Source organism: Streptomyces sp. Je 1-4 4N24 (assembly GCF_026239515.1).
GTDB classification, from domain to species: Bacteria; Actinomycetota; Actinomycetes; order Streptomycetales; family Streptomycetaceae; genus Streptomyces; species Streptomyces nigrescens.
The window spans coordinates 2,571,589-2,584,077 of sequence record NZ_CP110836.1; the positions used below are offsets into that span (position 1 = coordinate 2,571,589).

Here is a 12,489-nt window from a genome sequence, read left to right on the forward strand (position 1 = left end):
GACCTACTTCCGACTCGCGAGGTACCTGACCGCACGGTTTTCCGTGCGCTGTGCATTTCGTGCTGTGCGTTATTGCAGGGGCTGCTCGGCGCGTTCGACGTACTGGCGCAAGGCCGTCGTGTCGAACGGTCCCCGGGCCCGGTAGGCCCGGTTGAACGCCCGGCGGCGAACCGCCGGGTCGAGGCAGACCAGTGTCGGGTGCACGTAAGCACCCCGGCCGGGCAGCGTACCGCGAGGATCGGGGACACACTCACCCTCGATCTCCACGATGCGCAGCAAATCGCCCTTGGCCGCTCGCTCCCGGCATCCCAGACAGGTGCGCTCAGGGCATGCGCGGGCATGCGTCCGGCCAGACACTGCTTAAGTCTACCTCCCCGCGCCGGCCCGGCCCCGATGGGGTGAAGGCCGGAGCGCTGCTCAGAATTCCCGGCGGAGCGCCGCGGCACCACCGATTTTTCGGGGGCCGCGGCGCAGCCGGCTGCCTCGGACGGTCTCAGTCCTGCGGCGTGTGCTCGGTGTCCGGGCGGATGTCGATCCGCCAGCCCGTGAGGCGGGCGGCGAGCCGGGCATTCTGCCCTTCCTTGCCGATGGCCAGTGACAGCTGGTAGTCGGGCACGGTGACCCGGGCGGAGCGCGCCGCCAGGTCCACGACCTCGACCTTGCTGACCCGGGCCGGCGACAGCGCGTTCGCCACCAGCTCGGCCGGGTCGTCCGACCAGTCCACGATGTCGATCTTCTCGCCGTGCAGCTCGGCCATCACGGCGCGCACCCGGCCGCCCATCGGGCCGATGCAGGCGCCCTTGGCGTTCAGGCCGGAGCGCGTCGACCGTACGGCGATCTTGGTGCGGTGGCCGGCCTCTCGGGCGATGGCGGAGATCTCCACCGAGCCGTCCGCGATCTCCGGGACCTCCATGGCGAAGAGCTTCTTCACCAGATTGGGGTGGGTGCGCGAGAGCGTCACCGACGGGCCGCGGACACCCTTGGTCACCCGTACGACGTACGAGCGCAGCCGGGTGCCGTGTGCGTAGTCCTCACCGGGGACCTGCTCCTGCACCGGCAGCATGGCCTCCATCGGGCCGACGTCCACCAGCACGTTCTTGGGGTCCTTGCCCTGCTGGACGACGCCGGTGATGACGTCGCCCTCGCGCCCGGCGAACTCGCCGAAGGTGATCTCCTCCTCGGCGTCCCGCAGCCGCTGGAGAATGACCTGCTTGGCAGTGGTCGCCGCGATCCTTCCGAAGCCGGAGGGGGTGTCGTCAAAATCGCGGGGCTCCGCGCCCTCCTCCAGGTCCTCCGGATCCTCCTTCGCCCACACCGTCACATGGCCGGTGCTGCGGTCCAGCTCCACCCGCGCCCGACGGCGGCTGCCTTCGGTGCGGTGGTAGGCGATGAGGAGGGCCGACTCGATCGCCTCGACCAGCAGGTCGAAAGAGATCTCCTTCTCCCGCACCAGACCCCGCAGGGCACTCATGTCGATATCCACGGCTACGCCTCCTCCTTGTTCTCGTCGATCTTCTCGTCGTGCTGCGCGTCGCGCTTGTCTGTCTTGTCGGGCTTACGGCTGAATTCCAGCTCGACGCGCGCCTTGGCGATCTCGTCGAAGGAGACCCGGCGGGCGGTCGGCTTGCGGCCCTTGACGCCCGGCACCTCGAGGTCCAGTCCGGACTCGTCGACGGCGGTGATCCGGGCCACCAGCTCGCCGCCCTCGTGGAGTTGGGCCTTGATGAGGCGGCCGACGGCGCGGCGGTAGTGCCGCAGCTCGGTCAGCGGGCGGTCGGCGCCGGGTGAGGTCACCTCGAGGGTGTACGGGGCGCCGCCCATCACATCGGAGTCGTCCAGGACCCCGGAGGCCTCGCGGCTCAGCGCGGCGCACTCGTCCAGCTGAACGCCCTCGTCGGAATCGACCACGATCCTCAGCACCCGCCGCTTGCCTGCCGGTGTCACCTCGATCTCTTCCAGATCCAGGTCGCGCGCGGCGATGAGCGGTTCAAGCAGTCCGCGCAGCCTCTCGCTCTGGGTGGTGCTCATCCGGGTGACTCCTCGGCCGCGTGTGCTGTTGTGGGTAGGTCGCGTGTCGGGTCAAAGCCTATCGGTTCCGGCGGGGTACTGACGATTCGGTGGGTGGTCACGGATACTCTCGCCTGCGGTGATCACTACGGAAGACCCCGGGAAGTGCAACGTGCCGAAAGTGGCGTACGCGCGTAGAAGGACCCTGCTGGCCGGCGCCGCCCTCGGGGGCGCGGCCCTGCTCACGGGCTGCTCGGAGGACTCCGGCCCCGAACGGGCCGAACACTCCTCCGCCGCCGAACGGCTGCGCAAACGCTCGGCCCGCGACAGCACGGCCCTGCTGGCGCGCTACGACGCGACGCTGGCCGCGCATCCGGCACTGGAGTCACGGCTGAGCCCGCTGCGCTCCGAAGTCGCCCGGCACGCCGAGGCGTTCGGCGACGACCGCACCGCACCCTCCCCCGGCGGCGGCGCCTCCGACGGCCCGGCGCGCGACGCCGGAGCGCCCGCGTCCGGTCCCTCGCCGCACGGCGACCGGCCGTCCGGTCCCCCGGTCCCCCGGGACGAGCGGGCCGCCCGCTCGGCGCTCGCCGACGCGGAACGCCGGCTCGCCGATGTCCGCACCAAGGCGCTGCTCGCCGCGCCCCCGGAACTGGCCCGGCTGCTGGCCTCGGTCGCGGCGGCCGGTGCGGTGCATGCGTATCTGCTGGCGGAGCGGGCCGGATGACGGGCACGGCGGGACGCCGGGCAAGGACCAGCGAAGGGGCGTGCGGATGACGGCCGGAACGGCTCGCGGCAGCAGGCGCGACAACGACGACAGCGGGCACGAGGAGCTGACGGCGGTGCAGGCGGCGCTGGCCGCCGAGCATGCGGCGGTGTACGGCTACGGCGTGGTCGGCGGGCGGATCGCCGGTGACCGGCGCAAGGAGGCCCAGGCGGCGTACGACGGCCATCGCGCCCGCCGGGATGCGCTGCGCCGCGTGGTGCGCGACCTGGGCGGTACACCGCAGGCCGCGGCCGCCGCCTACAAGCTGCCCTTCCCGGTGCCGGACGCGGCCGCCGCGGCCCGGCTGGCGGCGGAGCTGGAGGACCGGCTGGCCGCCGTGTACGCGGATCTCGTACGGGCCGGCGGCTCGGTCAGGCGGCGGGAGGCGGCGGCCGCGCTGCGCGAGGCGGCGGTGCGGTCGGTGCGCTGGCGCGGCGGCGGCGTAGCCTTCCCTGGGCTCGTGGAACGGGCCGCGGACGCCGCTCCGTCCGGCTCCGCGAGCGCCCCCGCGGGCGCGCTCTGAACGACCGGCCGCCTCTGCGGTCCCGGCCCCCAGGAAAAGGACAGCTCAAGCATGGCAACGGCACCCATCGAACCGCCGCAGCGGTTGGTGAGTTCGCTGAGCGGCGATCCGGAAAGTCCGGTGCGGCAGTGGCTCACGGCGCTCCCGACGCTGGTTCAACAGCGGCTGGAGGCCTGGGAGCTGACGCTGGAGCGGGTGCATGCACCCGGCGGCCGCAGCAGTCTGCTCGCGCTCGTGCGGCAGCAGGACGGGACGCCCGCGGCACTGAAGTTCCCGGTGCCGGGGCGGGTCTCGGCGCACGAGGCGGCGGCGCTGGAGGTGTGGGACGGCTGGGGCGCGGTGCGGCTGCTGCGGTCCGACGACAAAAGCGGTGCGCTGCTGCTGGAGCGGCTGCAGGGCGGGGTGTCGCTGCGTTCGCTGCCAGAGGCCAAGGCACTGCTGGAGGCGGCCGGTACGGTGCGGCGGCTGTGGGTGCGGCCCGGACCGGACCATCCCTTCGAGACGCTGGCCGCACGTACGGAGGAGGCCGCGGAGGGGCTGCGCACCGCCGGGGCCCTGACCCGGGCCGCCGGGCCGCTGGTGGAGCAGGCGCTGGAGCTGCGGCGCAGCCTGCCGGACGGGTCCGACGAGCAGTTTCTGCTGCACGGCGCGTTCCGGCAGGGCAAGGTGCTGGCCGGTGAGCGGGCGCCCTGGCTGGCGGTCGGCCCGGCGCCGGTGGTCGGCGAGCGGGCGTACGACCTGGCGGCACTGGTGCTGGACCGGTTCGAGGATCTGCTGGCCGGTTCCGGAGCGGCCGCCGCGGCCCGCCGCCGGGTGGCCAAGCTGGCCGACTCCCTGGAGGTGGACCGGGACCGGCTGCGCGACTGGACGCTGTACCGGGCCGTGGACACCGGCGTGCGGGAGGCGGCCGTGGGCGACCGGCAGCGCGGTGAACAGCTGCTGGAGTTCGCGGCCTGGCTGTAGGGCCGCAGGGGCTGTCCAATGGGGCCGGCGTGGGCCCGCCTGCGTCCACCGGACAGGCCTGGTGCACCTGCGAACGGGCCGGCCGGGGCATACCCCTGGCCGGCCCGTTCGCCGTGCGCCGGTTACGCGCTGAGGCGGGCGACGGCCTCCTCGACCGTCAGCTCCTCGCGCTCGCCGGTACGGCGGTCCTTGACCTCGACGACGCCCTCGGCGGCACGCCGGCCGGCGACCACGATGGTCGGGACGCCGAGCAGCTCGGCGTCGGTGAACTTCACGCCCGGCGAGACACCGGCCCGGTCGTCGACGAGGACCCGCAGGCCCGCGGCGCCGAGCTGCTCGCCGACCTCCAGGGCGAGCTCGGTCTGCTTGGCCTTGCCGGCCGCGACGACATGCACATCGGCCGGGGCGATCTCGCGGGGCCAGCACAGGCCCTTGTCGTCGTGGCTCTGCTCGGCGAGGGCGGCCACCGCGCGGGAGACGCCGATGCCGTAGGAGCCCATGGTGACCCGGGCGGGCTTGCCGTTCTGGCCGAGCACATCGAGGTCGAAGGCGTCCGCGTACTTGCGGCCGAGCTGGAAGATGTGGCCGATCTCGATGGCACGGTCGATCTTCAGGCCGGTGCCGCACTCGGGGCAGGGGTCGCCCGGCTCGACGACGACCACGTCGAGGTAGTCATCGACCTCGAAGTCCCGGCCCGCGACGACGTTCTTGGCGTGCTTGCCCTCGTCGTTGGCGCCGGTGACCCAGGCGGTGCCGGGGGCGACGCGCGGGTCGGCGATGTAGCGGAACGCCTTGCCGGCCAGGCCCTGCGGGCCGACATAGCCGCGGACCAGGTCCGGGCGGTCGGTGAAGTCCTCGGCGGTGACCAGCTCGACGGTGGCCGGTGCCAGGTGCTCACCGAGCTTGCCGAGGTCGACCTCGCGGTTGCCGGGGACGCCGACCGCGACGATCTCGCCGTCGACCTTGACCAGCAGGTTCTTCAGGGTCGCTGCGGCCGGCACACCGAGGTACTCGGCGAGGGACTCGATGGTCGGGGTGTCGGGGGTGTCCAGCACCTCGACGGGGCCGTGCGCGGCGCCGTCGACCGGCTCGACCTTGACCGTGACGGCCTCGGTGTTGGCGGCGTAGTCACAGGCCGGGCAGTCGACGAAGGTGTCCTCACCGGCGGCCGCGGGGGCCAGGAACTCCTCGGAGGCGGAGCCGCCCATCGCGCCGGAGACGGCGGAGACGATGCGGTAGTCCAGGCCGAGCCGCTCGAAGATCTTGGTGTAGGCCTCGCGGTGCAGCGCGTAGGACTGCTCCAGACCCTCGTCGGTGGTGTCGAAGCTGTACGAGTCCTTCATCTGGAACTCGCGGCCGCGCAGCACACCGGAGCGGGGGCGGGCCTCGTCGCGGTACTTGGTCTGGATCTGGTAGAGGATCACCGGCAGGTCCTTGTAGGACGTGCACTGGTCCTTGACCGTGAGGGTGAAGATCTCCTCGTGGGTGGGGCCGAGGAGGTAGTCGGCGCCCTTGCGGTCCTTGAGGCGGAAGAGCAGGTCGCCGTACTCCTCCCAGCGGCCGCTGGCCTCGTAGGGCTCCTTGGGCAGCAGGGCCGGCAGCAGGACCTCCTGGCCGCCGATGGCGTCCATCTCCTCGCGCACCACGCGGGAGACGTTCTCCAGGACCTTCTTGCCCAGCGGCAGCCACGTCCAGATGCCGGCGGAGGAGCGGCGGACGTAACCGGCGCGGACGAGCAGCTTGTGGCTGGCGGTCTCGGCGTCGGCCGGGTCGTCGCGCAGTGTCTTGATCATCAAGCGGGACATGCGCTGGACCTGTGCGGCGTGGGCCATGGGAGATTCTCCTGCGTAAGAAAGGTGACTCCCTGGAGGTTAGCCGCCCGGGTGTGGCACAAGGAAATGCGATACCGCTGCGCTTGGCCTTCCTTCCCACGCTTTCGGCTTTCCCGCCGTGGGTGTTGCTCGCCGTGGCGCCTGGCGGCGGGCCGGTCCGCTGCGCTTGGCCTCGGGCCCACGTTTTTGGCTGTCCCGCCGTGGCGCCTGGCGGCGGGCCGGTCCGCTGCGCTTGGCCTCGGGCCCACGTTTTTGGCTGTCCCACCGTTGCGCCTGCGGCGGGCCGGTCCGCTGCGCTTGGCCTCGGGCCCACGTTTTCGGCTGTCCCGCCGTTGCGCCTGGCGGCGGGCCGGTCCGCTGCGCGGGGCTGTCGGGTGCGGTGACGGACCTCCGCGGGTGGGTGTCCGGACTGCTTCGCTTTACGTCCGGACACCCACCCGCTCCGGCCCGTCCCCTCCCGTGGGGGGATGAATAGATCTCGGTGGGCGTGGTCGTCGGTGGTCCGGTGCGGCTCGTCGAGCGCAATGAACCGCCTACGGACGTCCGCCCCCACTCACCGTCACTGACTCCTCCCACGGGAGGGGACGGGCCGGAGGGGCCTGGTGTGTGGACGTAAAGCGAAGCAGTCCACACACCAGGCCCCGGAGGCCCGTCACCGCACCCGACAACCACCCGCCCGCCGCAGGCGCAACGGCGAGGCACCCGCAAGCATCAGCTGAGGCACCGCGCAGCGGAGCGGCAACGGCGAGGCACCCGCAAGCATCACCCGAGCCCACGCCCCGCGCAGCGGAGCCGTAACGGTGAGAAGTCCCACGGCGGGACAGCCGAAAACGTGGGAGGGAGGGTCAGGGGCGCGTCAGCGGAAGGGTGGCTCCCATCACCGCGTACGGCGTGGGGGCGCTGGGGAAGAGGACGCGGCGGGCGAGGTCGCGGTAGCCGAGGGAGCGGTAGAGGCGGCGGGCGGGGCTCTCGGTGTCGATGGCCGAGAGGATGGAGCGGGGTTCGGTGGCCTGGTCGGTGATGCGGGTGATCAGTGCCCGGCCGATGCCGCGGTGCTGGTAGGCGGGGTGGACATGCAGCTCGGTGATGGTGAAGGAGTCGTCGAGCCAGTAGTCGAGGCCCTCGCTGCGGAGGTAGGGCTCGACGACGGTGGACCACCAGTGGGCGCGGTCGTTGGGCATGCCGTAGACGAAGCCGGTCAGCCGGCCGTCGGGGGTGGTGGCACCGAGCGCCCGGGCGCCGGGGCAGCGGAGGTGACGCAGCACGATGTGCCGGCGGACGGCGATCTCCTCGTCGCTGAGGCCGAAGGCGAGCGCCTGGACGGCCAGCGCGTCATCCACGCGGGCAGCGAGATCAAGGGGGCCGACCGCGACGTCATCCATGCTCGGAGCGTACAAGGCGGTGCGTCAGAACAGTACGCTCATGAACGCCCCGACTTCCTCGAAGCCCACCCGGCGGTAGGAGGCGCGGGCCGCGGTGTTGTAGTCGTTGACGTAGAGGCTGACGACGGGGGCGACGTCGCTGAGGGCGTAGCGGAGTACGGCGGCCATCCCGGTCTCGGAGAGGCCCTTGCCGCGGTAGGCGGGATCGACCCAGACGCCCTGGACCTGGCAGGCCCGCTGGGTGGCGGCGCCGATCTCGGCCTTGAAGATGACCCTGCCGTTCTCGATACGGGCGAAGGAGCGGCCTGCGCCGACGAGTTCGGCGACCCGGGCCTGGTAGAGGAGCCCGCCGTCACCGGCCATCGGGGAGATGCCGACCTCTTCGGTGAACATGGCCACGCACGCGGGCATGATCAGGTCCATCTCGTTCTTGCGGATCCGCCGGACGTACGGGTCGGGGGCGATCTCGGCGGAGGGTGCGGTGGTGACCATCAGGGGCTGGTGGGCGCGGATTTCGCGGGCCGGTCCCCAGTGGGGCTCCAGGAGCGACCACAGTTCGGCGGTGGCTTCCGCGGGGCCGACGATGGACGAGCAGCGGCGGCCCTGGCGGCGGGCGCGCTCGGCGAAGCCGCGGATGGCTTCGGAGGTGGCGCAGACCGGGACGAGGTTGGCGCCGGCGTAGCAGAGCGACTCCAGGTGCCCGTCCACGTACCAGCCCCACATCTCGCCGCCCAGCCGCCAGGGGTCGAGGCCGGCGATCTGCACACGGGCGGCGACAAAGGCATTGGCGACCGGATCGCGGTCGAGGACCGCGAGGGCGTCGTCGAGCTCCCCGGGCTCGAGGACCTTGATGGCGGTGGTCGTCAGCACGTGTCGGAAAGCCTCACCGTTACGGGCCTGGGAGGCCAGGCGGGAGCAGGTCCTGGCACTTTACCTCGCGCCTGCGGGGAGCACCCGGCCGCTGCGGGACCGATTGTCCGGGCAGCGCGGAGCCCCGCGGCCCGGGGCGGGCGGCGGGGCTCGGCGGCGGTGAAGCGGGGCCTGGGGCCGTGGGTCAGCCGGCGACGGCCACGGTCGGCTCGCCGGAGGCGATGCCGTCCTTCTCCATCTGCTCGGCGATCTTCATGGCCTCTTCGATGAGGGTCTCGACGATCTTCGACTCGGGGACGGTCTTGATGACCTCGCCCTTGACGAAGATCTGGCCCTTGCCGTTGCCGGAGGCGACACCGAGGTCGGCCTCGCGGGCCTCGCCGGGACCGTTGACGACACAGCCCATGACGGCGACGCGCAGCGGCACCTCCATGCCGTCCAGGCCCGCGGTGACCTCGTCGGCGAGCTTGTAGACATCGACCTGGGCGCGGCCGCAGGACGGGCAGGAGACGATCTCCAGCCGGCGCTGGCGGAGGTTGAGCGACTCCAGGATGGAGATGCCGACCTTGACCTCTTCGGCGGGCGGCGCGGACAGCGAGACCCGGATGGTGTCGCCGATGCCCTCGCTGAGCAGCGCGCCGAAGGCCACGGCGGACTTGATGGTGCCCTGGAAGGCGGGGCCGGCCTCCGTGACACCGAGGTGGAGGGGGTAGTCGCACTGGGCGGCGAGCTGGCGGTAGGCGTTGACCATCACGACCGGGTCGTTGTGCTTGACCGAGATCTTGATGTCGCGGAAGCCGTGCTCCTCGAAGAGGGAGGCCTCCCACAGCGCGGACTCGACGAGCGCCTCGGGGGTGGCCTTGCCGTACTTCTGCAGCAGGCGGCGGTCCAGGGAGCCGGCGTTGACGCCGATCCGGATCGGGGTGCCGGCGTCGCCGGCGGCCTTGGCGATCTCCTTGACCTGGTCGTCGAACTGCTTGATGTTGCCGGGGTTGACCCGGACCGCGGCACAGCCGGCGTCGATCGCGGCGAAGACGTACTTCGGCTGGAAATGGATGTCCGCGATGACCGGAATCTGCGACTTGCGGGCGATCACGGGCAGCGCGTCGGCGTCGTCCTGCGTCGGGCAGGCGACCCGGACGATCTGGCAGCCGGAGGCCGTCAGCTCGGCGATCTGCTGCAGCGTCGCGCCGATGTCGGACGTGCGTGTGGTCGTCATCGACTGCACCGAGACCGGTGCGTCTCCGCCCACGGCGACCGGGCCGACCTGGATCTTGCGGCTGACCCGGCGGTCGGCAAGCTTGGTCGGTACGTCCGGCATTCCCAGTGAAATGGCAGTCATCTGGCGAGCAACCCCAAGGTGTGGATCAAGGCCCCGCAGCGGCGGGCTCCGGTCTTCGAGATTACGGCACAGGAGTCGCGGCAAGCACATCGCGCCCGTGTGGCGCCACGAATGGAGACGGCCGGGCACCTCCAAACGCCACAGAGGTGCCCGGCCGCCGCCAAACGTGCTTTCTAGGTCAGCTTCACCGGATTCACCACGTCGGCGACGAGCACCAGCAGCGTGAAGCAGATGAAGATCCCGGCGACGACATAGGCGACCGGCATCAGCTTGGCGACGTCGAAGGGGCCGGGGTCGGGACGCCGGACGATCTTGGCGAAGGCCCGCCGGACCGACTCCCACATGGCGCCCGCGATGTGCCCGCCGTCCAGCGGCAGCAGCGGCAGCATGTTGAACAGGAACAGCGAGAGGTTGAACCCGGCGACCAGGAAGAGCATGGTCGCCACCCGCTGCTCCGGCGGAATGTCCAGGGAGAAGACCTCGCCGCCGACCCGGGCGGCGCCGACCACGCCCATCGGGGAGTCCTGCTTGCGTTCGCCGCCGTTGAAGGCCGCGTCCCACAGGTCCGGGACCTTGGCGGGCACGTTTATCAGGGAGGAGACGCCCTGCTCGACCATGTTGCCCATGCGGTCGACGGACTGGCCGAAGGACTGCTGGACGACGCCGCTGGCCGGGGTGAAGCCGAGGAATCCGGCGGTGACGAATTCGCCGGGGACATAGCCGCCGCGGCCGTCGGTCTTGGCGACCTTGTTCTCGATGAGGTCGGCGTGCAGTGTCGCGCGGGCGCCGTGCCGCTCGACGACGAGGGTGGCGGGCCCGGTGGTGTCACGGATCTGCTGCTGCAGGGCGCCCCAGTCCGGCACCGGGTGGCCGTTGAACGAGACGATCTTGTCGCCGGCGCGCAGGCCCGCGGCCTTGGCCGGGGAGTCCTTGGCGCCGGCCGGGCACTTGTCGGTCTTGGCGGCGGCCGAGATGACGCACTCCGAGACCGAGCCGACCTGGGTGGTCTGAGTGTTGATGCCGAAGCCCATCAGCACGCTCATGAAGATCACGACCGCCAGGATCAGATTCATGAACGGCCCGGCGAACATCACGATGACGCGCTTCCAGGGCTTGCGGGTGTAGAAGAGCCGCTTCTCGTCGCCGGGCTGCAGCTCCTCGAAGGCCGCCGAGCGGGCGTCCTCGATCATGCCGCGGAACGGCGAGGTGGAGCGGGCCTGCAGCTTTCCGTCGTCGCCGGGCGGGAACATGCCGATCATGCGGATGTAGCCGCCGAGCGGGACGGCCTTGATGCCGTACTCGGTATCGCCCTTCTTACGGGAGAAGAGCGTCGGCCCGAAGCCCACCATGTACTGCGGCACGCGGATACCGAACATCTTGGCCGTGGAGAGGTGGCCGAGCTCGTGCCAGGCAATGGAGAACAGCAGGCCGACGACGAAGACGACTATGCCGAGGATGGTCATCCAGGTCGTCATGCGCGAGCCTCCGAAGGTGTCCGTGCCGCACGGGCGGCCAGTTCGCGGGCGCGGGCGCGCGCCCAGGTTTCCGCCTCCAGGACGTCCGCGACCGTCAGGGAAGTTCCCTGTGCGGGCGTGCCGTGCTCGGCAACCACTGCGGCGACCGTATCCACAATCCCTGTGAACGGCAGCCCGCCCTTGAGGAATGCCTCCACACATTCCTCGTTCGCCGCGTTGAAGACGGCGGGGGCGGTACCGCCCAGATCACCGACCCGGCGGGCCAGCGGGACGGAGGGGAAGGCCTCCTCGTCCAGCGGGAAGAACTCCCAGGTCTGCGCCTTCGTCCAGTCCACGCCCGGGGCGGCGTCCGGGACCCGCTCGGGCCAGCCGATGCCCAGGGCGATCGGCATCCGCATGTCGGGCGGGCTGGCCTGGGCGAGCGTGGAGCCGTCGGTGAACTCCACCATCGAGTGGATGTAGGACTGCGGGTGGACGACGACCTCGATGCGGTCGAAGGGGACGTCGAAGAGCAGATGCGCCTCGATGACCTCCAGGCCCTTGTTGACCAGGGTCGCGGAGTTGATCGTGACGACCGGGCCCATCGACCAGGTGGGGTGGGCCAGCGCCTGCTCGGGCGTGACATCGGCCAGCTCACGCTTGGTGCGGCCGCGGAACGGGCCGCCCGAGGCGGTGACGACCAGCTTGCGGACCTCGGCCCGGTCGCCGCCGGTGAGCGCCTGGAAGAGCGCGGAGTGCTCGGAGTCGACGGGGAGGATCTGGCCGGGCCTGGCGATCGCCTTGACCAGGGGGCCGCCGACGATCAGCGACTCCTTGTTGGCCAGCGCGAGCACCCGGCCCGCCTTGAGGGCGGCCAGCGTGGGGGCGAGCCCGATGGAGCCGGTGATGCCGTTGAGGACGGTGTGGCAGGGGGAAGCGGCCAGGTCGGTGGCCGCGTCGGGGCCGGCCAGGATCTCGGGCAGCGGCTCGCCCGCGCCGTAGCGGTCCGCCAGCGCCGTACGCAGCGCGGGCACCGCGTCCTCGCGCGCCACGGCGACGGCGGTCACCCGCAGCTGGTGCGCCTGATCGGCGAGCAGCTCGACCCGGCCGCCGGCCGCGGAGAGCGCGGTCACACGGAACCGGTCGGGGTTGCGCAGCACGATGTCGATCGCCTGGGTGCCGATCGACCCGGTCGAGCCGAGGATCACGATGTCGCGCGGGCTGTCCGGGCCGGTGGCGGCCGGCTCGAAACGCAGATGCGGGTGGGCGAGGGAGTCCGTCATGTGGTCCATTGTGGCCGGTCGCCGAGGGGGGCAGGACACCTAGGGCCGGTCTTTTGGATCAGCCCGG

Annotated in this window: 12 protein-coding genes; 3 read left to right on the forward strand and 9 right to left on the reverse strand. The window is 71.7% G+C overall.

Annotated features, from left to right (window positions below; translation table 11 throughout):
• Positions 1-69 precede the first annotated feature (69 nt).
• The 3 genes from SLV14N_RS10810 to rimP form a co-directional block, all read right to left on the reverse strand.
• A complete protein-coding gene (locus SLV14N_RS10810) occupies positions 70-357 on the reverse strand; it encodes a YlxR family protein (RefSeq protein WP_063822565.1) in 288 nt (95 codons plus the stop codon).
• Positions 358-493: 136 nt separating this feature from the next.
• On the reverse strand, positions 494-1,483 hold the full coding sequence (gene nusA / locus SLV14N_RS10815; protein ID WP_127153267.1) for a transcription termination factor NusA: 990 nt from the start codon (positions 1,481-1,483) through the stop codon (positions 494-496).
• Between the two features lie 2 nt (positions 1,484-1,485).
• Positions 1,486-2,028 carry a ribosome maturation factor RimP gene (rimP, locus tag SLV14N_RS10820; protein ID WP_208680753.1) on the reverse strand — a complete coding sequence of 181 codons (543 nt, stop codon included), beginning with the start codon at positions 2,026-2,028 and terminating at the stop codon, positions 1,486-1,488.
• A 160-nt stretch (positions 2,029-2,188) separates the two neighbouring features.
• Between rimP and SLV14N_RS10825 the strand changes: the two genes are divergently transcribed.
• Genes SLV14N_RS10825 through SLV14N_RS10835 form a run of 3 tightly spaced genes read left to right on the forward strand, consistent with a single transcriptional unit; the run spans position 2,189 to position 4,259 of the window.
• Positions 2,189-2,734, forward strand: a complete 546-nt coding sequence (locus tag SLV14N_RS10825) for a hypothetical protein (RefSeq protein ID WP_208680754.1) — start codon at positions 2,189-2,191, stop codon at positions 2,732-2,734.
• Between the two features lie 46 nt (positions 2,735-2,780).
• Complete coding sequence (locus SLV14N_RS10830) at positions 2,781-3,296, forward strand: ferritin-like domain-containing protein (RefSeq protein WP_208680755.1); 516 nt, start codon at positions 2,781-2,783, stop codon at positions 3,294-3,296.
• 51 nt (positions 3,297-3,347) lie between these two features.
• The gene (locus SLV14N_RS10835) at positions 3,348-4,259 is read left to right on the forward strand and encodes an aminoglycoside phosphotransferase family protein (RefSeq protein ID WP_208680756.1); all 912 of its coding nucleotides are present in this window, start codon (positions 3,348-3,350) and stop codon (positions 4,257-4,259) included.
• A gap of 122 nt (positions 4,260-4,381) precedes the next feature.
• Here SLV14N_RS10835 and SLV14N_RS10840 read toward each other — a convergent pair whose 3' ends face one another.
• The 6 genes from SLV14N_RS10840 to dxr all read right to left on the reverse strand — a co-directional run bounded on the left by SLV14N_RS10840 (position 4,382) and on the right by dxr (position 12,422).
• Positions 4,382-6,091, reverse strand: a complete 1,710-nt coding sequence (locus SLV14N_RS10840; RefSeq protein WP_208680757.1) for a proline--tRNA ligase — start codon at positions 6,089-6,091, stop codon at positions 4,382-4,384.
• 845 nt (positions 6,092-6,936) lie between these two features.
• Positions 6,937-7,473, reverse strand: coding sequence for a GNAT family N-acetyltransferase (locus SLV14N_RS10845; protein ID WP_263269182.1), 537 nt, complete (start codon positions 7,471-7,473; stop codon positions 6,937-6,939).
• 24 nt (positions 7,474-7,497) lie between these two features.
• Positions 7,498-8,343 carry a GNAT family N-acetyltransferase gene (locus tag SLV14N_RS10850; protein ID WP_263269183.1) on the reverse strand — a complete coding sequence of 282 codons (846 nt, stop codon included), beginning with the start codon at positions 8,341-8,343 and terminating at the stop codon, positions 7,498-7,500.
• A 184-nt stretch (positions 8,344-8,527) separates the two neighbouring features.
• Positions 8,528-9,685 carry a flavodoxin-dependent (E)-4-hydroxy-3-methylbut-2-enyl-diphosphate synthase gene (gene ispG, locus SLV14N_RS10855; protein WP_085927565.1) on the reverse strand — a complete coding sequence of 386 codons (1,158 nt, stop codon included), beginning with the start codon at positions 9,683-9,685 and terminating at the stop codon, positions 8,528-8,530.
• Positions 9,686-9,858: 173 nt separating this feature from the next.
• Positions 9,859-11,160 (reverse strand): RIP metalloprotease, encoded by a 1,302-nt coding sequence (locus SLV14N_RS10860; protein ID WP_263269185.1) that lies wholly within the window; start codon positions 11,158-11,160, stop codon positions 9,859-9,861.
• Positions 11,157-12,422: a 1-deoxy-D-xylulose-5-phosphate reductoisomerase gene (gene dxr / locus SLV14N_RS10865; protein ID WP_263269187.1), complete on the reverse strand. Its 1,266-nt coding sequence runs from the start codon at positions 12,420-12,422 to the stop codon at positions 11,157-11,159. The genes SLV14N_RS10860 and dxr overlap by 4 nt, the downstream gene beginning before the upstream one ends.
• Between the last annotated feature and the right edge of the window lie 67 nt (positions 12,423-12,489).

What these genes read in the sequence shown, in the direction of transcription:
- rimP (WP_208680753.1), bottom strand. Translation starts at nt 2,028, where the DNA reads ATGAGCACCACCCAGAGCGAGAGGCTGCGCGGACTGCTTGAACCGCTC.
- dxr (WP_263269187.1), bottom strand. Translation starts at nt 12,422, where the DNA reads ATGACGGACTCCCTCGCCCACCCGCATCTGCGTTTCGAGCCGGCCGCC.
- ispG (WP_085927565.1), bottom strand. Translation starts at nt 9,685, where the DNA reads ATGACTGCCATTTCACTGGGAATGCCGGACGTACCGACCAAGCTTGCC.
- SLV14N_RS10835 (WP_208680756.1), top strand. Translation starts at nt 3,348, where the DNA reads ATGGCAACGGCACCCATCGAACCGCCGCAGCGGTTGGTGAGTTCGCTG.
- SLV14N_RS10840 (WP_208680757.1), bottom strand. Translation starts at nt 6,091, where the DNA reads ATGGCCCACGCCGCACAGGTCCAGCGCATGTCCCGCTTGATGATCAAG.
- SLV14N_RS10830 (WP_208680755.1), top strand. Translation starts at nt 2,781, where the DNA reads ATGACGGCCGGAACGGCTCGCGGCAGCAGGCGCGACAACGACGACAGC.
- SLV14N_RS10845 (WP_263269182.1), bottom strand. Translation starts at nt 7,473, where the DNA reads ATGGATGACGTCGCGGTCGGCCCCCTTGATCTCGCTGCCCGCGTGGAT.
- SLV14N_RS10860 (WP_263269185.1), bottom strand. Translation starts at nt 11,160, where the DNA reads ATGACGACCTGGATGACCATCCTCGGCATAGTCGTCTTCGTCGTCGGC.